19 protein-coding genes are annotated in these 20,174 nt (G+C 56.4%); 7 read left to right on the top strand and 12 right to left on the bottom strand.

All coding sequences use genetic code 11. From position 1 onward, the window contains the following. Positions 1-39: 39 nt before the first annotated feature. Positions 40-642: a 16S rRNA (guanine(966)-N(2))-methyltransferase gene (rsmD, locus tag FU672_RS17710; RefSeq protein WP_148244233.1), complete on the top strand. Its 603-nt coding sequence runs from the start codon at positions 40-42 to the stop codon at positions 640-642. Continuing rightward, a complete protein-coding gene (locus tag FU672_RS17705) occupies positions 626-907 on the top strand; it encodes a DUF1145 family protein (protein ID WP_148244232.1) in 282 nt (93 codons plus the stop codon). Before rsmD ends, FU672_RS17705 begins: the two co-directional genes overlap by 17 nt. Before the next feature lie 82 nt (positions 908-989). Here the strand turns inward: FU672_RS17705 and FU672_RS17700 are convergent, their stop codons facing one another. Then, positions 990-1,349: a DUF2500 domain-containing protein gene (locus FU672_RS17700; protein ID WP_148244231.1), complete on the bottom strand. Its 360-nt coding sequence runs from the start codon at positions 1,347-1,349 to the stop codon at positions 990-992. Between the two features lie 129 nt (positions 1,350-1,478). On the opposite strand from FU672_RS17700, the gene FU672_RS17695 reads away from it, so the two are divergent. Both FU672_RS17695 and zntA read left to right on the top strand, forming a co-directional pair. Further along, positions 1,479-2,105: a lysoplasmalogenase gene (locus tag FU672_RS17695; protein WP_148244230.1), complete on the top strand. Its 627-nt coding sequence runs from the start codon at positions 1,479-1,481 to the stop codon at positions 2,103-2,105. Between the two features lie 76 nt (positions 2,106-2,181). Continuing rightward, positions 2,182-4,353, top strand: coding sequence for a Zn(II)/Cd(II)/Pb(II) translocating P-type ATPase ZntA (zntA, locus tag FU672_RS17690; protein WP_148244229.1), 2,172 nt, complete (start codon positions 2,182-2,184; stop codon positions 4,351-4,353). Positions 4,354-4,441: 88 nt separating this feature from the next. Here zntA and ubiA read toward each other — a convergent pair whose 3' ends face one another. From ubiA to malK, 5 genes are all read right to left on the bottom strand, one after another. Next, positions 4,442-5,311 carry a 4-hydroxybenzoate octaprenyltransferase gene (gene ubiA / locus FU672_RS17685; protein ID WP_148244228.1) on the bottom strand — a complete coding sequence of 290 codons (870 nt, stop codon included), beginning with the start codon at positions 5,309-5,311 and terminating at the stop codon, positions 4,442-4,444. Between the two features lie 12 nt (positions 5,312-5,323). Then, positions 5,324-5,821, bottom strand: a complete 498-nt coding sequence (gene ubiC / locus FU672_RS17680) for a chorismate lyase (protein WP_023334136.1) — start codon at positions 5,819-5,821, stop codon at positions 5,324-5,326. Between the two features lie 180 nt (positions 5,822-6,001). Next, the gene (gene malM / locus FU672_RS17675) at positions 6,002-6,943 is read right to left on the bottom strand and encodes a maltose operon protein MalM (protein WP_148244227.1); all 942 of its coding nucleotides are present in this window, start codon (positions 6,941-6,943) and stop codon (positions 6,002-6,004) included. Positions 6,944-7,056: 113 nt separating this feature from the next. Continuing rightward, positions 7,057-8,379: a maltoporin gene (locus FU672_RS17670; RefSeq protein ID WP_148244226.1), complete on the bottom strand. Its 1,323-nt coding sequence runs from the start codon at positions 8,377-8,379 to the stop codon at positions 7,057-7,059. 71 nt (positions 8,380-8,450) lie between these two features. Continuing rightward, entirely contained in the window at positions 8,451-9,560 is a 1,110-nt protein-coding gene (gene malK, locus FU672_RS17665; protein ID WP_148244225.1) for a maltose/maltodextrin ABC transporter ATP-binding protein MalK, read from the bottom strand. 370 nt (positions 9,561-9,930) lie between these two features. Between malK and malE the strand changes: the two genes are divergently transcribed. The 3 genes from malE to malG all read left to right on the top strand — a co-directional run bounded on the left by malE (position 9,931) and on the right by malG (position 13,692). Then, complete coding sequence (gene malE, locus FU672_RS17660) at positions 9,931-11,121, top strand: maltose/maltodextrin ABC transporter substrate-binding protein MalE (RefSeq protein WP_032645104.1); 1,191 nt, start codon at positions 9,931-9,933, stop codon at positions 11,119-11,121. A gap of 121 nt (positions 11,122-11,242) precedes the next feature. After that, the gene (gene malF / locus FU672_RS17655; protein WP_047345627.1) at positions 11,243-12,787 is read left to right on the top strand and encodes a maltose ABC transporter permease MalF; all 1,545 of its coding nucleotides are present in this window, start codon (positions 11,243-11,245) and stop codon (positions 12,785-12,787) included. Positions 12,788-12,801: 14 nt separating this feature from the next. Then, a complete protein-coding gene (gene malG / locus FU672_RS17650; RefSeq protein WP_023310002.1) occupies positions 12,802-13,692 on the top strand; it encodes a maltose ABC transporter permease MalG in 891 nt (296 codons plus the stop codon). A 96-nt stretch (positions 13,693-13,788) separates the two neighbouring features. Here the strand turns inward: malG and psiE are convergent, their stop codons facing one another. The 6 genes from psiE to pgi all read right to left on the bottom strand — a co-directional run bounded on the left by psiE (position 13,789) and on the right by pgi (position 20,153). Then, positions 13,789-14,199, bottom strand: coding sequence for a phosphate-starvation-inducible protein PsiE (gene psiE / locus FU672_RS17645; protein WP_000202963.1), 411 nt, complete (start codon positions 14,197-14,199; stop codon positions 13,789-13,791). A 162-nt stretch (positions 14,200-14,361) separates the two neighbouring features. After that, a complete protein-coding gene (locus tag FU672_RS17640) occupies positions 14,362-16,458 on the bottom strand; it encodes a YjbH domain-containing protein (protein ID WP_148244224.1) in 2,097 nt (698 codons plus the stop codon). Beyond that, positions 16,458-17,195: a capsule biosynthesis GfcC family protein gene (locus FU672_RS17635; protein WP_148244223.1), complete on the bottom strand. Its 738-nt coding sequence runs from the start codon at positions 17,193-17,195 to the stop codon at positions 16,458-16,460. Before FU672_RS17635 ends, FU672_RS17640 begins: the two co-directional genes overlap by 1 nt. Beyond that, positions 17,192-17,830: a YjbF family lipoprotein gene (locus tag FU672_RS17630; RefSeq protein WP_148244222.1), complete on the bottom strand. Its 639-nt coding sequence runs from the start codon at positions 17,828-17,830 to the stop codon at positions 17,192-17,194. Before FU672_RS17630 ends, FU672_RS17635 begins: the two co-directional genes overlap by 4 nt. Before the next feature lie 63 nt (positions 17,831-17,893). Beyond that, positions 17,894-18,136, bottom strand: a complete 243-nt coding sequence (gene yjbE, locus FU672_RS17625; RefSeq protein ID WP_008503423.1) for an exopolysaccharide production protein YjbE — start codon at positions 18,134-18,136, stop codon at positions 17,894-17,896. A gap of 367 nt (positions 18,137-18,503) precedes the next feature. Further along, positions 18,504-20,153, bottom strand: coding sequence for a glucose-6-phosphate isomerase (gene pgi / locus FU672_RS17620; protein WP_148244221.1), 1,650 nt, complete (start codon positions 20,151-20,153; stop codon positions 18,504-18,506). Positions 20,154-20,174: the final 21 nt, after the last annotated feature.

Below are 20,174 nucleotides of genomic sequence, written 5' to 3'. Positions count from 1 at the left end.
CCGCAATCGCAGGCCAATTGTTAACAGAGCTTTCCTGAGATGAAGAAACCCAACCGCGCCCCGGCCGGTCAAATTCGTATTATCGGCGGTCAGTGGCGAGGCCGGAAATTACCGGTGCCGGACAGCCCCGGTTTACGCCCTACTACCGACCGCGTGCGCGAGACGCTGTTTAACTGGCTGGCCCCGTCAATGGTAGACGCCCACTGCCTGGACTGTTTCGCCGGAAGCGGCGCGCTCGGGCTGGAAGCGCTGTCGCGCTATGCTGCCAGCGCCACGCTGCTGGAGATGGAGCGCGGTGTGGCGCAGACGCTGCAGCAAAATCTGGCGACGCTGAAGGCGGGCAACGCCAACGTCGTGAACACCAACACGCTGAGTTTTCTTGCGCAGAAAGGCACGCCGCATAACGTGGTGTTTGTCGACCCGCCGTTCCGCAAGGGGCTGCTGGAGGAGACGTTATCCCTGCTGGAGCAAAACGGCTGGCTGGCGGATGACGCGCTAATTTACGTTGAAAGCGAAGTGGAAAACGGTTTACCACCGGTTCCCACTCACTGGGATCTGCACCGTGAAAAAGTCGCAGGTCAGGTTGCTTATCGTCTGTATCACCGTCAGGCACAAGGAGGATCCGATGCCGGTACTGATTAACCTGGGACGTTTGCTGATGCTGGGCGTCTGGGCGTTCTTGATTCTGAATCTGGTGCACCCGTTCCCGCGCCCAATGAACATTTTCGTTAACGTGGCGCTGATTTTCACCTCGTTCATGCACGCCCTGCAGATGGTGATGCTGAAAAACGGCCTGCCGAAAGACGACCCGCAGATGACGGGCTGGCAGCAGCTGCGCGTCTTTATTTTCGGCGTGTTTGAACTGCTGGTGTGGATGAAGAAGTTTAAGGCGCAGGTGAAGAAGTAAGGTGCGTTTAGTCGCCCGGTGGCGCTTCGCTTACCGGGCCTACGAAACCCCGTAGGCCGGGCAAACGCAGTGCCGCCCGGCATTACCGCTCCGGTACAAACCCTTCAAATCTCGATCCTTTATAGCTCAGGGTTCCTTTCTCCCCCACCGTCAGCTGATGATACTGCTGCGCCTCCAGGCGGAAGGTCATCTCCAGCCCGCCGGTTTCCGGCTTAAAGCTCGCCTCATAGCGCATTGCTGTGCCCGCAGGCGTCACCTGCTGCTGGCGCGAGCGGCGGTCGTTCAGCGGTTTCTCACGCTTGTTCGTCACCACCACGCGCTTTTGCATCAGCGGCGCGGCATCGTTATCCGCCTTCTCGCGGCGCTGCTGCACGAAACGGAACGAGGCGGCAATGACGATAATCGCCACCACGATAATGAAAAACAGCGGCATCTTGCTCATTCGACAATCCCATCAGATTTTGCGGAATTCAGGATACCTTGCCTTCCCCGCCATTGCCAAACGCCCGCCCGCGTCACTACACTGGATCAGAAACTGATTATTCAGACTTAACAGATACAGGGAGTTAATATGCTTTGGTCATTTATCGCTGTCTGTTTTTCCGCATGGCTTTATGTCGATGCGTCGTACCGCGGTCCCACCTGGCAGCGCTGGTTGTTTAAACCGGTCACGCTGTTGCTCCTGTTGCTGCTGGCCTGGCAAGCGCCGATGTTTAACGCCGTCAGCTATCTGGTGCTCGCCGGGCTGTGTGCATCTCTGATTGGCGACGCCTTGACCCTGCTGCCGCGCCAGCGCCTGCTGTATGCCGTAGGGGCATTTTTCCTGTCGCATCTGCTGTATACCATCTACTTTGCCAGCCAGATGACGCTCTCCTTCTTCTGGCCGCTGCCGCTGGTCCTGCTGGTGATTGGCGCACTGCTGATTGCGGTGATCTGGTCACGTCTGGAAGAGATGCGTTTGCCGGTCTGTACCTTTATCGCCATGACCCTGGTGATGGTGTGGCTGGCGGGCGAGCTGTGGTTCTTCCGTCCGACCGCTCCGGCGATGTCCGCATTCTTCGGTGCGGCGCTGCTGTTCATCGGGAATATCGTCTGGCTGGGCAGCCACTATCGCCGCCGCTTCCGCGCGGATAACGCGATTGCCGCCGCCTGCTATTTTGCCGGGCACTTCCTGATCGTGCGTTCGCTGTATATTTAAATAAACCTTGACTCTGGAGTCGACTCCAGAGTGTATGCTGCGGTTAATGAGAAAATTATCATTACCGGAGACTGCCATGTCGACTCCAGAAATACCAAAAAAAGCCCCTCAATTCTCGGCTCTTAAGCTCAGTCCGGTTCCGTCGAAAGACGACTGCTGCTGCGAAGGCGTGTGTGAAACGCCAACTCAACCCCTTCCTGAAAGCGGTAACCGCTACAGCTGGGTCGTCAACGGTATGGACTGCGCGGCCTGCGCCCGCAAAGTGGAAAACGCGGTCAAACAAGTGTCGGGCGTCAGCCACGTTCAGGTGCTGTTCGCCACCGAAAAGCTGCTGGTTAGCGCCGATAATGACGTCAGCAAACAGGTTGAAGCCGCCGTCAGCAAGGCGGGCTATACCCTGCGTAGCGAAACGGCGCCCGTTGAAAAAGCCTCCTCCCTGAAAGAAAACCTGCCGCTCATTACCCTCATCATCATGATGGCCCTGAGTTGGGGGCTGGAACAGATTAACCATCCGTTCGGCAATCTGGCGTTTATCGCCACCACCCTGGTCGGGCTGTTCCCGATTGCCCGTCAGGCGCTGCGCCTGATGAAAAGCGGCAGCTGGTTTGCCATCGAAACGCTGATGAGCGTGGCGGCGATCGGCGCGCTGTTCATTGGCGCGACGGCAGAAGCGGCGATGGTGCTGCTGCTGTTCTTAATCGGCGAGCGTCTTGAGGGCTGGGCCGCGAGCCGGGCGCGTAAAGGGGTCAGCGCGCTGATGGCGCTGAAGCCGGAAACCGCCACTCGCGTGATAAACGGTACTCGTGAAACGGTCGCCATCAATACGCTGCGCCCGGGCGACGTGATTGAAGTGGCCGCTGGGGGGCGTCTGCCTGCCGACGGCGCGCTGCTTACCGCCACCGCAAGCTTTGATGAAAGCGCCCTGACCGGGGAATCCATTCCGGTAGAGTGCGCCGCGGGTGAAAAAGTGCCTGCTGGCGCCACCAGCGTCGACCGTCTGGTGCAACTCACCGTGCTTTCCGAGCCGGGCGACAGCGCCATCGACCGTATCCTGAAGCTGATTGAAGAGGCAGAAGAGCGCCGCGCGCCGGTCGAACGCTTTATCGATCGCTTCAGCCGGATTTATACCCCTGCCATCATGCTGGTTGCCCTGCTGGTCACCGTCGTCCCACCGCTGTTTTTCGGCGCGCCATGGGAGGGCTGGATTTATAAAGGGCTGACGCTGCTGCTGATTGGCTGTCCGTGCGCGCTGGTGATTTCCACCCCGGCGGCGATTACCTCAGGTCTGGCGGCTGCGGCACGTCGCGGGGCGCTGATTAAGGGCGGCGCGGCACTGGAACAACTGAGCCAGGTCCAGCATATCGCCTTCGATAAAACCGGTACGTTAACCGTCGGCAAGCCACAGGTGACCGGCGTGTATCCGCAGGAAAGCAGTGAAGATGAGCTGCTTACACTGGCCGCCGCCGTTGAACGGGGGTCCACTCACCCGCTGGCGCAGGCGATTGTGCGTGAAGCGCAGTCGCGCGGGCTGAACATCCCTCCGGCAACCGCCCAGCGGGCGCTGGTCGGGTCAGGGATTGAGGCCACCGTAGACGGTAAAAAGGTACTGATTGTCGCGGCTGGCAAGTCCTCTAACCCAGAGATTGAGGCGTTAGAACAGACCGGACAAACCGTCGTGACCGTCATGCAGGACGGTGTCGCGAAAGGGATGCTGGCGCTGCGCGATACCCTGCGCGATGACGCAAAAGAAGCCGTGGCGGCGCTGCATCAGCTAGGCGTACAGGGCGTTATTCTCACCGGTGATAACCCTCGCGCGGCAGCAGCGATTGCCGGTGAGCTGGGGCTGGAGTTTAAAGCCGGATTGTTGCCTGCGGATAAGGTCAGCGCGGTAACGGAGCTGAACGCTCACGCGCCGCTGGCGATGGTCGGTGACGGGATTAACGATGCGCCGGCGATGAAAGCATCCACCATCGGTATTGCGATGGGCAGCGGCACCGACGTGGCGCTGGAAACGGCCGATGCGGCATTGACCCATAACCGCCTGACCGGGCTGGCACAGACGATCGCCCTGGCGCGCGCGACGCGGGCCAATATCCGTCAAAACATCGGCATTGCGCTCGGTCTGAAAGGGATTTTCCTGGTGACGACCCTGCTCGGCATGACCGGCTTGTGGCTGGCGGTGCTGGCGGATACCGGGGCAACGGTGCTGGTGACGGCGAACGCGCTTCGGCTGCTGCGCCGCCGGTAAAAAAGCCGGGTGGCGGCTACGCCTTACCCGGCCTACAATTCGGCACGACACGTAGGCCCGGTAAGCGTCAGCGCCACCGGGCTATTTTTCAGGAGAAATAGCTCATCGCCAGCCCTAAAAACAGCACCAGACCGACGTAGTTATTATTCATAAACGCCTTGAAGCAGGCTTCGCGTTCGCGCTTCGCAATCAGCTTTTGCTGGTACGCAAACAGCAGTCCCGCCACCAGCACGGACCAGTAAAACTCCCAGTTCAGACCGTTCAGACGACCGATCGCGACCATCAGCGCCAGTACCGCGAACTGCAGGATACCGATAATCAGCTTGTCCTGACGACCAAAGAGGATGGCGGTTGATTTGATGCCAATTTTCAGGTCATCGTCGCGGTCTACCATCGCGTATTGCGTGTCATACGCCACGGCCCAGAGAATGTTCGCCAGGAACATCAGCCAGCAGCTGAGCGGTAAGGACTCACTAACTGCCGCAAACGCCATCGGAATCGACCAGCCAAACGCCGCGCCCAGCACCACCTGAGGCAGGTGGGTATAGCGCTTCATAAACGGATACACCCAGGCCAACGCCAGCGCCGCAACGGAAAGCAGAATGGTCATCGTGTTGAGGGTTAACACCAGCAGGAAAGAGAACAGCACCAGAACAATGAACAGCACGCGGGCTTCTTTCCCGGTGACCTGTCCGCTGGGTAACGGACGACCGGCAGTACGCTTAACATGGCCGTCGAATTTACGATCGGCATAGTCATTCACCACGCAGCCCGCCGCGCGCATCAGCCAGACGCCGGCAACGAATACGCCAAGGATCCACAGCGGCGGCACGCCCGGCGTTGCGAGCCACAGCGCCCATAGGGTCGGCCACAGCAACAGTAACGCGCCAATCGGTTTATCGGTACGCATTAAGCGGTGATACGCCAACAGCTTATTCTGCGTCAGGCTCCACTCCATTTTTTCTTCCTCTTAGTACAACGGTGATGCCGGTAAAAAAAGCTCCGTCAGAATTAACGGTTTACCACTCAGGCGAAGGCGGGAACGACGCCCCCAGAGTTCGGCATCACGACCAATCTCAATAAAATCCCGGGTAAGCTCAGACGAGGTGAAAAGGTAACGCCCCAGCGGCGTTTTCCCCAGACGTTGCAGCGCCAGTTCTGGCCCGGAAAGGGTGGACTCGGGCACCACCGTCCGCCCGGCAAGCCACGGCTCACCATCAGCACAGAGTAAAATTTCGCGCAGCCAGTAACGTGGCTCTTGCGGCAGCAGCGGCAGCTCGCTGGCGATCTCATCGCCAGAGACAAACCCTTCCTGAATCAAGGTCACCGTGACCGTTTTACCCTGTTGCTCAAAACGTTTCGTCATGGAATCTTCCAGCAACAACCAGTCCAGTTGCTGCGGATCAAGCGCAGGTATTTGGTCGAAATAGCGCAGCGCACGCAGTTGCGTTAGCGCAGGGTGTGACATGCCAGACTCTCCGATACATAACGTAATGGCATTGTATCGCAGAAACACGGATTGAGGGGGGCCAAACGTTATTTAACGATCACGATCGCAACATGGGCGCAACAGCCTGGCGGATACGAAAAAAAGTGCGCCCACTCAGGCGCACCAAACGACTAACAAATCAGCACTGTGGGGAAACGGTTACCCCTTGCCTTTTACACTGCTGATAAAGGTGGAACGGGCAGTGGTTGAACCTAAACGTTCGGCTTCATCAAGCAGTTTCAGCGCTTTATCGACATCGCCGCGCTTCACCGCCTGCTTAATGGCGTTGTTGAAGTACTCTTCGGTGTCGTTCAGAACCGGCTCGGCTTTCTTCGCCGGGGCAGGCGCTGCGGTCGCCACCGGTGCGGCTGGTGCGGCATAGGCAGGTGCAGCGGTATTCCCCACGGTTACCGGACCCGGGCCAGACGAACCAAACAGTGGGCCAACCAGTACGCTGGAAGCGCTGTTGGTGGAGACTTTCAGTTTGATCAGACCATCAGTAGTATGACGGGCAAGCGGGTCCGGAATATCCGGGACAGAGTTGCCGGTGCCTTTAGCGTAGGCTTTCGCCGGGTCAACCAGCTTTGTTGTCTGCTGCAAATCTTTCTCTGTTGTGAATACCAGCACGTAAATCTTTTGCTGTCCCAGGGCAGGCGTCAGGCGCATAACGCCTTGCAGACGGTCTGCACTCATCACGCCCGGTTCCTGATAGCTAAAGTAGCTGCTCGGGAAGAAAGCAGAAGGCGTCAGGTTTTGGTCCAGAATCAGCACATTCGGCGCAAAGACGCTTGTCTGCTTGTCAACTTCGCTGGTTAACGTCAGGGTCAGCTCACCAATGTTGGCCGGTACGCTGTAGGCGGCAACCGGCCCGGTGATCCCCGGCACGTTCAGCTGCTGGCCGCCCGTAGAAAGCTGTGTCGACTGCGTTTTGGATTGATCGACTGGCGTCCAGGTCAGCTGCTGGAACGCCGCCGCCGGGATAGCTGGCGCAGCGCTGGTATTTTGTGGTACGAAATTCACGTCTGCCAGGGAGACCGCCGGAACACAGGCCATCAGCCCCGCAGAGAGGCACAGCGCGACGAGACTTTTCTTCATTTTCATTGTTATTACCTCTGATAGCGTGAGCACTGCGGTGGCCAGGCAATAGCGCGCAGCACCCTAAGGATAGAGGGGCTTGCGCCCCTCTTTTAGGTCATTACGTCAGGTCTAACGAATTACCACCAGATTTCCATCTGGGCACCGAAGGTCCACTCATCAGAGTCGCCACGGCTGAAGGTACGTGCAGAAGTGTCGTTATACGCTACCCCAGGGGTGTAGCCTGCGGCCTGATCGCTGCCGCTATTTGCGTAGCCCCATTTCTCATCCCACTTCGCGTAAGTTGCGAAGACACGGATAGCCGGACGAGACCAGATGCTGTCGCCTGCCTGCCACTGTTGTGCCAGGGTAATTTTGTACTGGCTGTTTTTCTCGTCAGTTTTCTGAGATTTGACGTTGTCGTAGCCAACTTCCAGCAGGGTGCTCATGATCGGCGTCCATTTGAACATTGGACGAACACCCACGGTCCACCACTCGGTACCGTTGTTGTTGTCACGATCGATGTTCTGGTACATACCGACATACATCAGGTCCCAACGGTCTGCCAGGGTGATTGCACCGTGGTCCAGCACGCGCCACATGGAACCATCGTTATCAACGCTACCACCTTGTGGGATGCCTTTGCCGTTAGAGGTCATAGAGTCCGTACCGTACTGCAGCACGAACTTGTTGAAGCCCTTCATCATGCTCTGGGTGTGTTCAGCGGTGAACAGCCAGCCATCTTTAGAGGCGCCAGGTTGCAGGTAGTAATCATCTGGGATGTTGGTGTGACCGTAGTCAACACCCAGCTCCAGCGTACCGCCCGGGTTAGTTTCCAGACCGGCTAAACGGACATCGAAGACATCGTTTGGCACAATGTGGTCATAAACGCGGTCGCCATTCTCATCACGGTCAGCGAAGGTCGCAGAACCGCCGGACTCAGAAGAACGAGTTGCTGCCAGAGAGAGCTTACCGAAGCCCAGGTCGATGTTTTCGATACCCGCACCAGGACCTGAAATATCCCAGTAGTAGAAGTCGATCATGTGAACGTCATGACGCTGATAGAAGCGCTTACCGGCCCAGATGGTAGAACCTGGCAGCCATTCAATCAGGTTTTTACCCTGCACGTTTGCTTCACGGAAGGCCGGGCTGGTGGATTCCCAGTCGTTCTGCTGAGAGACGGAATACGCGACGTTGGTGTCGAAGTAGAAGCTCTTATCGCCCTCTTTCCACACTTCCTGGCCCAGTTTCAATTCCGCATAGGTTTCACATTCGTTACCGAGACGGTATTTAGTACCGCCAGTACCTGTCGTTGCAAAACATTGTTGTTCACCGCCACTCCCGGTCCAGCCAATGCCGGAACGAGCATAACCTTTAAAGTCCACGGCACCTGCCTGGGCAGACAGGATGCCTGCCGCAACGGCGATTGCCAGAGGGACTTGTTTGCGCAGAGTAATCATCATTCTATCTCCTGAGATCATTGCTTTTCTTTGAACACTTCACCTGTCGGTTTCGTGTCTTCTTTTGGGATTGCTTAAACGCCTGGCTCTTTATGCAGCCGACGACATGCAGTGCCATCCTCACGGAACAGATGGCAGCGCTCTGGCGGCAAGCCGATAGCGAATGTGGCACCCTCTTCTACCAACACCACGTCATTCTGGCGGTAGACCAGGTTCTGACGGATGGCGGGGATCTGGATATGAATCTGTGTTTCGTGACCAAGCTGTTCGACGACCTGAACGTCACCTTCCAGGGTCACATCGGCGATGTGGCTCGGGAGTAAATGTTCAGGACGAATACCGAGGGACATGTTTGCCCCGACCTGTACGTTGGCGCTGTCAACCGGCAGCCAGATCTGCTGGCGGTTTGGCAGCTCCACCTGTACCTGTTCAATGGCTGTCGCGGTCACTTTGACGGGCAGGAAGTTCATCTTTGGCGAGCCAATGAAGCCCGCAACGAAGCGGTCTGCCGGGTAGTGGTACAGCTCCAGCGGTTTACCTACCTGCGCCACACGGCCGGCATCCAGCACCACGATTTTGTCGGCGAGGGTCATCGCTTCCACCTGATCGTGGGTGACGTAAATCATCGTGCGGCCAAGACGCTTGTGCAGACGGGAGATTTCAATACGCATCTGGACGCGCAGGGCGGCATCCAGGTTAGAGAGAGGTTCATCGAGCAGGAACACGCGCGGTTCGGCGACCAGGGTACGGCCAATCGCCACACGCTGACGCTGACCACCGGAAAGCGCTTTTGGTTTACGCTCCAGCAGGTGAGCCAGCTGTAACACTTCCGCCACCTGCGTCACGCGCTGGTTAATGACCTCTTTCTTCGCCCCGGCCAGCTTCAGGCCAAAGGACATGTTCTCAGCAACGGAAAGGTGGGGATAAAGTGCATAAGACTGGAACACCATGCCTACGCCACGTTCGGCAGGCGGGATGTCGTTCATACGGGTATCACCAATAAATAAATCGCCACTGGTGATGGTTTCAAGACCGGCAATCATACGCAGCAGAGTAGATTTACCACAGCCTGATGGGCCAACAAACACCACGAATTCACCTTCGTTGATGTCCAGATTGATGTCTTTCGACACCACAACGTCACCCCAGGCTTTCGTTACATTACGCAGCTGTACGCTCGCCATGCCCTTCTCCCTTCGTTACAACCTGTCACCGACAGAAACATTCAAGATAAGTTCACTATGGGGTATCCATTACTTTCCCGAATCCTCCACCCCCCGCCTTTTTTATGGGGGAGGAGGCGGGAGGATGAGAGAGCAGGCTCTGCGACCGCTGTGGGAGGGCTGAGGCAAAATTCGTGAAGCCGCCTGCAAAATTCGGTGGGTTTTTATGTGCGCCAGCACTCATAACTTAAATTTATGCAACGGAGATCACACAAACGGGGGGTGGGGCGTAGGGGTTGGGAGGATGGAAAGAGGATGTCAAATAAGGAGACTGAGACACGTTGAACCACTGAAGTCATACCATGAGACATCACCAAAAAGGATGGCAGCTATGAATATCAAGACTGGCGCACGCGTTTTCGCATTGTCCGCCCTCGCAGCAATGATGATTTCCGCACCGGCGCTCGCCAAAATTGAAGAAGGCAAACTGGTTATCTGGATTAACGGCGACAAGGGCTATAACGGCCTGGCCGAAGTGGGCAAAAAATTCGAGAAAGACACCGGTATCAAAGTTACCGTAGAACACCCGGATAAACTGGAAGAGAAATTCCCGCAGGTTGCAGCAACCGGCGACGGCCCGGACATCATCTTCTGGGCGCATGACCGTTTCGGGGGTTACGCGCAGTCTGGCCTGCTGGCAGAAGTGACGCCAGACAAAGCTTTCCAGGACAAACTGTTCCCGTTCACCTGGGACGCCGTTCGCTATAACGGCAAGCTGATCGCTTACCCTATCGCGGTTGAAGCCCTGTCTCTGATTTACAACAAGGACCTGGTACCAAACCCACCGAAAACCTGGGAAGAGATCCCTAAACTGGATAAAGAGCTGAAGGCGAAAGGTAAATCCGCCCTGATGTTCAACCTGCAAGAGCCGTACTTCACCTGGCCGCTGATTGCTGCCGACGGCGGTTACGCGTTCAAGTTTGAAAACGGCAAGTATGACGTGAAAGACGTGGGCGTGGACAACGCGGGCGCGAAAGCAGGTCTGACCTTCCTTGTGGATCTGATCAAGAACAAACACATGAACGCGGATACCGACTACTCCATCGCAGAAGCGGCGTTCAACAAAGGCGAAACCGCGATGACCATCAATGGTCCGTGGGCCTGGACCAACATCGACAAGAGCAAAATCAACTACGGCGTCACGCTGCTGCCAACCTTCAAAGGCAAGCCGTCTAAACCGTTCGTTGGCGTGCTGAGCGCGGGCATCAACGCCGCCAGCCCGAACAAAGAGCTGGCGAAAGAGTTCCTGGAAAACTACCTGCTGACCGATCAGGGTCTGGATGAAGTGAACAAGGACAAACCGCTGGGTGCCGTCGCGCTGAAATCCTTCCAGGATCATCTTGCGAAAGACCCACGTATCGCGGCCACCATGGATAACGCCCAGAAAGGCGAAATTATGCCGAACATCCCACAGATGGCCGCGTTCTGGTACGCCACGCGTACTGCGGTCATCAACGCTGCAAGCGGTCGTCAGACTGTCGATGCCGCGCTGAAAGATGCTCAGGGTCGTATTACCAAGTAAGTCTGAAAAACGGCGGGTGGCGCATGCGCTTACCCGCCCTACGACTACGGCACGATCCGTAGGTCAGGTAAGCGCAGCGCCACCTGACGATAAGTTTCCACCGTTGTAGAGGAAGAACCCCATGGATGTCATTAAAAAGAAGCACTGGTGGCAAAGTGACGCGCTGAAGTGGTCAGCGATCGGTCTGCTGTGTCTGCTGGTGGGTTACCTTGTTGTTTTAATGTACGTACAAGGGGAATATCTGTTTGCCATCATGACGCTGATTTTAAGCTCTGCTGGCCTGTATATTTTCGCTAATCGTAAAGCCTATGCCTGGCGCTATGTCTACCCAGGTGTTGCCGGGATGGGGCTGTTTGTCCTGTTCCCGCTGATTTGTACCATCGCCATTGCGTTTACCAACTACAGCAGCACCAACCAGCTTGCGCAGGAACGCGCGCAGCAGGTCCTGCTGGATCGCTCATATCAGGCCGGCAAGACCTTTAACTTCGGCCTGTATCCTGCCGGGAACGAGTGGAAGTTAGCGCTTACTGACGAAGCAAGCAGCAAATACTATGTCTCCGACGCGTTCAAATTTGGCGGCGAGCAGAAGCTGGCCTTAAAAGAGGCACAAGCCCTGCCGGAAGGTGAACGTGCCAACCTGCGCGTCATTACCCAGAACCGTCAGGCGCTGACCCAGCTCACCGCCGTGCTGCCAGACGAAAGCAAAGTGACCATGAGCTCACTGCGCCAGTTTTCCGGCACGCAGCCACTCTATACCCTGGCGGATGACGGCACCCTGACCAACAACCAGAGCGGCGTAAAATATCGTCCGAATAACGATATTGGTTTCTATCAGTCCATTACTGCCGACGGCAAATGGGGTGATGACAAGCTCAGCCCGGGCTACACCGTCACCATCGGCTGGGACAACTTTACCCGCGTGTTTACCGACGAAGGCATTCAGAAACCGTTCTTCGCCATCTTCGTCTGGACGGTGGTCTTCTCGGTGCTGACGGTGATCCTGACCGTTGCCGTGGGTATGGTGCTGGCCTGTCTCGTCCAGTGGGAATCCCTGAAAGGCAAAGCGATTTACCGCGTGCTGCTGATTCTGCCGTATGCCGTACCGTCGTTTATCTCGATTCTGATTTTCAAAGGGCTGTTTAACCAGAGCTTCGGTGAAATCAACATGATGCTGAGCGCCCTGTTCGGTATCAAACCGGCCTGGTTCAGCGACCCGACCACCGCTCGCTCGATGATTATCATCGTGAACACCTGGCTCGGTTATCCGTACATGATGATCCTGTGCATGGGCCTGCTGAAGGCTATCCCGGACGATCTGTACGAAGCCTCGGCGATGGACGGCGCGGGCCCGTTCCAGAACTTCTTCAAAATTACGCTGCCGCTGCTCATTAAGCCGCTGACGCCGCTGATGATTGCCAGCTTCGCCTTTAACTTTAACAACTTCGTGCTGATTCAGCTGTTGACCAACGGCGGCCCGGACCGCCTTGGTACCACGACGCCAGCAGGCTATACCGACCTGCTCGTGAGCTACACCTACCGTATCGCCTTCGAAGGCGGCGGCGGTCAGGACTTCGGTCTGGCGGCGGCGATTGCCACCCTGATCTTCCTGCTGGTAGGCGCCCTGGCGATTGTGAACCTGAAAGCCACACGTATGAAATTTGACTAAGGAGGGCATCGATCATGGCAATGGTACAACCCAAATCTCAGAAACTACGCCTCCTGGCGACGCACTTAGGCCTGCTGATTTTTATCGCGGCGATCATGTTCCCGCTGCTGATGGTTATCGCCATCTCCCTGCGTTCGGGTAACTTCGCCACCGGGAGCCTGATCCCGGACGAAATCTCCTGGGAGCACTGGAAGCTCGCACTGGGCTTTAGCGTGGAACACGCGGATGGCCGCGTCACGCCGCCGCCGTTCCCGGTGCTGCTGTGGCTGTGGAACTCGGTGAAAATCGCAGGCATTACCGCCATTGGTATCGTGGCGCTCTCCACTACCTGCGCCTACGCCTTCGCCCGCATGCGCTTCCCGGGCAAAGCGACGCTGCTGAAAGGGATGCTGATTTTCCAGATGTTCCCGGCCGTGCTGTCACTGGTGGCTCTGTATGCCTTGTTTGACCGTCTGGGCCAGTACGTACCGTTTATCGGTCTGAACACCCACGGCGGCGTGATCTTCGCCTATCTTGGCGGTATCGCACTGCATGTATGGACCATTAAAGGCTATTTCGAAACCATCGACGGCTCGCTGGAAGAAGCGGCAGCGCTGGATGGTGCGACTCCGTGGCAGGCGTTCCGTCTGGTGCTGCTGCCGCTGTCTGTGCCTATCCTGGCGGTGGTCTTTATTCTGTCGTTTATCGCCGCCATCACCGAAGTGCCGGTTGCCTCACTGTTACTGCGTGATGTGAACAGCTACACCCTGGCCGTGGGTATGCAGCAATACCTCAACCCGCAAAACTACCTGTGGGGCGACTTTGCCGCAGCGGCGGTTCTTTCCGCCATCCCGATTACCGTGGTGTTCCTGCTGGCGCAGCGCTGGCTGGTTAACGGCCTGACGGCGGGCGGTGTGAAAGGTTAAGTTTCATCTGTTATGCCACTGCAACCCTCAACTTTAGACGTATTGTATTGACCCAACTTGTGACTGTTGTTAGGCGGCCTCCGGGCCGCCATTTTTTTATTCGCGTTTCAGCCGCTTCGAGTTGCACAGCCAGAGGGTGATCACCAGCAGCAGGATCGCCGCCGAGTAGATCAGCACGTCGAGAGGGGATTTATGATCGACGATGATCAACCGCACTATCGCAGTGATCCCAATGTAGACAAAATAACGCAGCGGGAAGTGAAAGCCGGACTGAAAGTACTTCACAATCAGGGCGATAAATTCAAAGTAAAGAAAGTAGACCACCAGTCCTTCCACCAGCGCATATTTGCTGGTTTGTTCAGGGGCGAACAGCACATCCGCCAGATGCACCGTCTCTTTACCCAAAAAGACGACCAGTATCAGGCCAAGGCTCAACAGACCGAGGTTCAGCACGGTCTGGAGGATAGTTGAGATAAACTCAACGCGCGGGCGAGTCAGGGATGTCATACAGCACCTCATTCTCCAGGGCGAGGTTCCTGTATAACGCAAAAATGTGACGGGGATCTATATTTTTTGTTTATGTTTGGCGCATTCGCCCGGTGGCGCTGCGCTTACCGGGCCTACAAAAACCGTAGGCCGGGCAAACGCAGTGCCGCCCGGCGTGAAGCATCAGCGGAAGTTAATGTTCTTATCGCTGGTCATGTCATACAGCTGGAACTTACGTCCAAGCTGCTGACCGCCGTCGCGCGTCAGCGGCGTCCAGCCGATGGCCGCACGGCTGCGGGTTGGGCCTGACGAGAACAGATCCAGCGGAATCGACACGTAGACCCCTTTGGTGAAGTCCCCTTCCCCATATTCGTCCGGCGAAACGTTGGTGATGGTGGCGTAGCCGCCCACCACGACGCCACTGTCGAAGTGTTTAGAGATATCCAGCGTACCGCCCTTATCGCCTGCCAGATACTGGCCGACGCTGGCTTTCACCAGCACGTCAGGTGCGAACGACGGTGTCCAGTAGGCGGTCAGATGGCCCGTTTTGACGCTGTAATCGGTGAACTTCATCATGTCCTGCGCGCTGCGCCAGTCACGCTGCTTGACGTAGTTAGCATCAATCCCGAACGCCCAGTTGCTGTCGACAGGACGATAAAGCACTTCTGCCCCCGCGCCGCCGTACATGGTTTCCAGATACCCACCGTACACCTGGCCGTAGAAGCCGTTGCCGAAATACTGGAAGTAGTTGGCCTGCAGGTTATTCACATAGACATCGTTCTGCACGTACTCACGCACGCGGGTACGCACGCGCGGCAGCGTCGAGTCTTTTGGCGGGTTGGTGTAGTTGAACTTGTCATAGTTGTTGGCGATGTTGCCGAACAGGCTGCCGGTGGTCAGCAGGTGGTCGGTGAGCCACAGATCCGCCGTTGCCATCACGCCCAGCTGATACATGTAGAAGTTTTCAGGCCCGCCGACGGACTGGTTCAGCACCGGATCGATATGGAAATCAAAGCGCGATTTATCGATATACCAGCCCTGCTCTGTGGTGTCTGGCACCACGGGCTCGATGCGTTTTTGCACCAGCTCGGTTTCATGCCCGAGCGGCTCGCCTTCCAGATGACGCTTAAGGCTGGCAACGTCCGTTTCGGTTGTGACCTGCGGCAGGTTGAGGCGGTTTTCCGTCACGCGGATCGTGCGGATCCCCTCCGGCAGATCGTTCATAACGATCCGGTTGGCGCGTTCAATCCCTTCCCGCGAGTCGCGGTATTTCACCTGCTCGCCGGTGACGTAAAGCGTATCGCCCTTGGTCTGAATCTTCGGATCGGCCAGGCCGGCGTTGTATTTCAGCAGCGTCAGCTGGTTTGCCACCACGGAGTGCTGCAGAATCGCATCCTGCGGCTCCGGCTGGTATGCAGGCCGCGCGTTATCATTGTAGTGCGGGCGCATGTCGTTGAAGTTGGTGCGCAGCGTGAAGCCGAACATCACCGTATTGCCACGCTCGTAGCTGAGGTTAACGTCGGCCCAGTCAGTGACGCGATAAATGGCGCCGACGTTAAACTTGCTCTTTTGCTCAATTTTCCCGGCGAAGTCCTGCGAGTAGTCATTCCCTTCATACTCCAGCTTCAGGCGTAATGGCTGCCAGGGCGTTTGATACTCCACACCGCCAAACAGCGACGCCGGACCGTGGAACATCTGGTCCCCGTTGATGGAGCCCGCTTTCTGGTAACTGTTATCGCGGTAGCAATATTTTTCGCTGTAGGAGCAAAACGGGTTTTTCACGTTACCGCTGGTGCCCAGATAACCCCATCCCAGGCCGAGCGAGAAGTCGAACGGCCCCCAGGCTTTACTGGCCACGATGTATTCCGCATCAAACAGACCGGTACCACCGATATCTTTGGCACCCACGGACACCTGCGGCATCCAGTAACTCTCTTCCCACAGGCGCAGCTTGACGTCGAAGGCTTTATCTTTGTAAGTCTGATCGCCGGAGAACGCCTCAACGCTGCTGTATTGTTTCGTACGCACGTCGGTATAGCGCAGCGTGGTTTCAAGCCACGGGAACAGCTGCACCGACGCCGAGTAGTAGCGATACTGGTCGTTATCACGGTAGTTAAGGCTAATTTCCCCTTCGCGCGCCATACGCGCGGTGGGCGTTTGCAGTAAACCGACGCCGCCGAAGTCTGACTGAGACGGGCCAATGGGTGCCGGATACGTTTCTGCATGGCAGGCGGCACTCACGCAGAGCGCCAGCATGCTGTAGAGATAAGTTCTTTTCATTATTCCGGTATCCGCTGAATCAGGGAGTGAAGGATATCGGCGTTAAGCCCGTCATACGCCTTCGTCCAGAAATGGTCGGCAAAACCGACAAAAATGATGCTGCCCGGCATAGGTTCGATATGCCGTTTATTCCAGTAAGCGACGGGGGCTTTTTGTATGTGTCCGTCAGGGTAAACCACCCAGGCGTAGCTGTTATCGGCACCGCTCAGCAGGCTCTGCTCGTCGAGGTAGCTCGCCACGTCACGACCGGGCGTAAAGGGCTTTTTACCCGGGCTGCTGATGAGCCCCATCACGGTCACCGTCGTCGGCTTCACCGGCAGCCAGAGCGTATACTCCCCTTCAAGTGTGGGGTTGCCCTTTTCCGTGACGCGCACTTCATCTGGATCAAGATTCACGTTCTGACGGCCCGTCACCTTCAGCGCCTGCAGCTGCTGGCGAACGCTGTTAATGGCCACCGCGTCGTCGCCATCTTCCTGCTCCGCTAACCCCGTCAGCCTGGCAAGGAGCGCCTTGTGCTGTTGTTCCGCTTCAACGGTCTTCTGCCGTTCAGCGATCACGGCTCCCGGCCACCAGCTGTTGGCGAGCCTTGGCTGTCCGACGAGATCGAGCAGATGCTCAGCGTGGGTTAAGGTTTTAGGTTTTTCACTGTCCGGCGTGTAGACCTTCACCGTCCCTGCGGACCATGCCAGCGGCGCGGCAAGACTGGCGAGAAGCATAACGTGGATGAGCATTTTCATGATTTCGCCGCCTTGATCAGGGTGGTTTTCACCGGGAAGAATCCGGCACCGAGATACTGCAGGGACTGGCGGATCTGCCCTTCCTCGTCGATCCAGAAACGGTTATGCCAGGTGGCCTGGTCGGTGGTGACTTCTTCATCCAGCACGCGAACATGGGTTTCGTCGCTGCCGACTTTCACGTTGTCCGTGCCGTCCCAGCGGAAGGTCGAGCGTGCCGTGGCGTAACGCACCTGCTTATGTTCGGTCCAGCCCATCGTGCGCGTCCAGTTTGCGCCGTCGGCGATCTGGTTCGGTTTGATCAGCGGATCGGCAGCGATATTATTCACTTCCAGCAGGTTGTCGCCGCCCAACAAGGTTTTCACGATACGGCCATGCTGCGTCACGATGGTGGCCTGATCCTGCGTCACCCATTTCTGCTGCCCGTTTTCGTCGAAAGCGAGCACCACAAACAGTTGCGGGCCATCGTTTAGCTGCATGTACTGGCTGGCATACGGCATGTTCTGCAGTTCGTCATCGGTCAGATGCACGCCCGGTGTGCCGAACAGGCTTTCCCACAGTGAGTTTCCCAGCCCTTTGGTGGTGGCCGAGCACGCCTGCAGCAGCAGGCAAATCAGGATGATTGCAGGTCGCTTCACGACTCTTCTCCGAAGGGGCGAAATAACCACACCGAAGTGTGGTTATGATTAAAACACCCGGTATTACTGGGTGCTGGTCGTCGTGGTGGTCGTGGTTCCGGTATTGGAGCCATCACCGCCACCGGTTGCCGCCAGCGCGACACCCACGGCTGAACTTACGGTGCTGGCGCTGGCTGCGGTAGAACTTCCCGCAGACGCAGACGTCGCAGCCGACCCTGCCGCTTCCCCGACCTGAACCGGAGCTGCATAGACAGATGTCGCCGCAAGCGCAGATATGGCAAAAATGCCATACAGTACTTTCTTCATAACAATTTCCCTTCAATGAATGAATGGAGATTTGCCCGAAAAGAATTTCAGGCGGAATCGAGTATACACAACTACTGCCGTGGGTTTGCCGTAAGGGGAAATAGGGATCGGGTTTTCGGACTAATGGATAAAATCGAAATGAAAGACAAATAACATAAATATATAACCATTTAAAATCAACAAGTTATAATATATCTATATTAACGACCTTCTACGTATTTTCTTAAAATAAACCGCAGCAATTAACGGGTTAAGCGTCTTTTTCGGATTAAACTCAGATTCGGAATTTGAGTTAACTAACAGACATCAGGAATTATCTGATAAAAAAATGCCGGCATTAAGCCGGCACGTTTTCATGACGTTTTAATTACGCACGCCATGCTTTATAACGGTTAATCAAACCATTTGTCGAGCTGTCATGGCTGGCAATCGCTTTATCGTCACCCAGCTCTGGCAGAATACGGTTTGCCAGCTGTTTGCCCAGCTCAACGCCCCACTGGTCAAAGGTGAAGATGTTCAGGATAGCGCCCTGCGTGAAGATCTTGTGCTCGTACAGGGCAATCAGCGCGCCCAGGCTGAACGGTGTGATTTCGCGCAGCAGGATGGAGTTAGTTGGACGGTTGCCTTCAAACACTTTGAACGGCACAACGTGGTCCAGGGTTGCCGGGTCTTTACCCTGGTCACGGTATTCCTGCTCAACCACCTCGCGGGATTTACCGAACGCCAGCGCTTCGGTCTGTGCAAAGAAGTTCGACAACAGCTTCGGATGGTGGTCAGACAGCGGGTTATGGGTGATAGCCGGGGCGATGAAATCGCACGGTACCATTTTGGTGCCCTGGTGGATCAGCTGGTAGAAGGCATGCTGACCGTTGGTGCCCGGCTCGCCCCAGATGATTGGGCCAGTCTGGTAATCCACCGAGTTGCCGTTACGGTCAACGTATTTACCGTTGGATTCCATGTTGCCCTGCTGGAAGTAGGCCGCAAAGCGGTGCATATATTGGTCGTATGGCAGGATCGCTTCGGTTTCAGCGCCGAAGAAGTTGTTGTACCAGATACCGATCAGCGCCAGCAGGACCGGCAGGTTTTTCTCAGGCGCGGTCGTGGAGAAGTGTTTATCCATTGCGTGCGCGCCGGAAAGCAGCTCAACGAAATTGTCAAAGCCGACGGACAGGATGATGGACAGACCAATCGCAGACCACAGGGAGTAGCGGCCGCCAACCCAGTCCCAGAACTCGAACATGTTCGCGGTATCAATGCCGAACTCGCTGACAGCTTTACCGTTGGTAGACAGCGCCGCGAAGTGTTTCGCCACGTGCTTGTTGTCGCCAGCGGTTTTCAGGAACCAGTCGCGCGCGCTGTGGGCGTTGGTCATGGTTTCCTGGGTGGTGAAGGTTTTTGATGCCACCAGGAACAGAGTGGTTTCCGGGTTTACGTTCTTCAGCACTTCGGCGATGTGGGTACCATCAACGTTAGAGACGAAGTGCATGTTGAGGTGGTTTTTGTATGGGCGCAGCGCTTCGGTCACCATGAACGGGCCGAGGTCTGAACCACCGATACCGATGTTCACCACGTCGGTAATCGCTTTGCCGGTGTAGCCTTTCCAGCTACCGGAGATGATCGCTTCAGAGAAGGCTTTCATCTTTTCCAGCACCGCGTTCACTTCCGGCATGACGTCTTTGCCGTCAACGATGATTGGCGTATTGCTACGATTACGCAGGGCCACGTGCAGCACGGCACGGTCTTCGGTACGGTTAATCTTCTCACCGGAGAACATGGATTTGATGGCGTCGGCCAGCTCAGTTTCTTTCGCCAGATCCTGCAGTTTTGCCAGAGTTTCTTCGGTAATGCGGTTTTTGGAGAAATCCACCAGCATCAGGTCGTCGAAGGTCGCGGAGAACTTAGTGAAACGATCGGCATCTTTCGCGAACAGATCCGCGATGGTGACGTCTTTCATTTCATCAAAATGTTTCTGTAGTGCCTGCCAGGCAGCGGTCTGCGTTGGGTTGATGTTTTTCATTAGCAATACTCTTCTGATTTG

Source organism: Enterobacter asburiae (genome assembly GCF_008080435.1).
Classification (GTDB): Bacteria; Pseudomonadota; Gammaproteobacteria; order Enterobacterales; family Enterobacteriaceae; genus Enterobacter; species Enterobacter asburiae_C.
The sequence above is the reverse complement of the archived record's forward strand: the minus strand, read 5'-3'. Positions and strand labels throughout refer to the sequence as shown.

Coding starts and splice junctions, on each gene's coding strand:
- malM (WP_148244227.1), bottom strand. CDS start 6,943: ATGAAAATGAAGAAAAGTCTCGTCGCGCTGTGCCTCTCTGCGGGGCTG.
- ubiA (WP_148244228.1), bottom strand. CDS start 5,311: ATGGAGTGGAGCCTGACGCAGAATAAGCTGTTGGCGTATCACCGCTTA.
- pgi (WP_148244221.1), bottom strand. CDS start 20,153: ATGAAAAACATCAACCCAACGCAGACCGCTGCCTGGCAGGCACTACAG.
- FU672_RS17670 (WP_148244226.1), bottom strand. CDS start 8,379: ATGATGATTACTCTGCGCAAACAAGTCCCTCTGGCAATCGCCGTTGCG.
- FU672_RS17695 (WP_148244230.1), top strand. CDS start 1,479: ATGCTTTGGTCATTTATCGCTGTCTGTTTTTCCGCATGGCTTTATGTC.
- malG (WP_023310002.1), top strand. CDS start 12,802: ATGGCAATGGTACAACCCAAATCTCAGAAACTACGCCTCCTGGCGACG.
- malE (WP_032645104.1), top strand. CDS start 9,931: ATGAATATCAAGACTGGCGCACGCGTTTTCGCATTGTCCGCCCTCGCA.
- malF (WP_047345627.1), top strand. CDS start 11,243: ATGGATGTCATTAAAAAGAAGCACTGGTGGCAAAGTGACGCGCTGAAG.
- malK (WP_148244225.1), bottom strand. CDS start 9,560: ATGGCGAGCGTACAGCTGCGTAATGTAACGAAAGCCTGGGGTGACGTT.
- ubiC (WP_023334136.1), bottom strand. CDS start 5,821: ATGTCACACCCTGCGCTAACGCAACTGCGTGCGCTGCGCTATTTCGAC.
- FU672_RS17635 (WP_148244223.1), bottom strand. CDS start 17,195: ATGAAAATGCTCATCCACGTTATGCTTCTCGCCAGTCTTGCCGCGCCG.
- yjbE (WP_008503423.1), bottom strand. CDS start 18,136: ATGAAGAAAGTACTGTATGGCATTTTTGCCATATCTGCGCTTGCGGCG.
- zntA (WP_148244229.1), top strand. CDS start 2,182: ATGTCGACTCCAGAAATACCAAAAAAAGCCCCTCAATTCTCGGCTCTT.
- FU672_RS17705 (WP_148244232.1), top strand. CDS start 626: ATGCCGGTACTGATTAACCTGGGACGTTTGCTGATGCTGGGCGTCTGG.
- FU672_RS17700 (WP_148244231.1), bottom strand. CDS start 1,349: ATGAGCAAGATGCCGCTGTTTTTCATTATCGTGGTGGCGATTATCGTC.
- rsmD (WP_148244233.1), top strand. CDS start 40: ATGAAGAAACCCAACCGCGCCCCGGCCGGTCAAATTCGTATTATCGGC.
- FU672_RS17640 (WP_148244224.1), bottom strand. CDS start 16,458: ATGAAAAGAACTTATCTCTACAGCATGCTGGCGCTCTGCGTGAGTGCC.
- psiE (WP_000202963.1), bottom strand. CDS start 14,199: ATGACATCCCTGACTCGCCCGCGCGTTGAGTTTATCTCAACTATCCTC.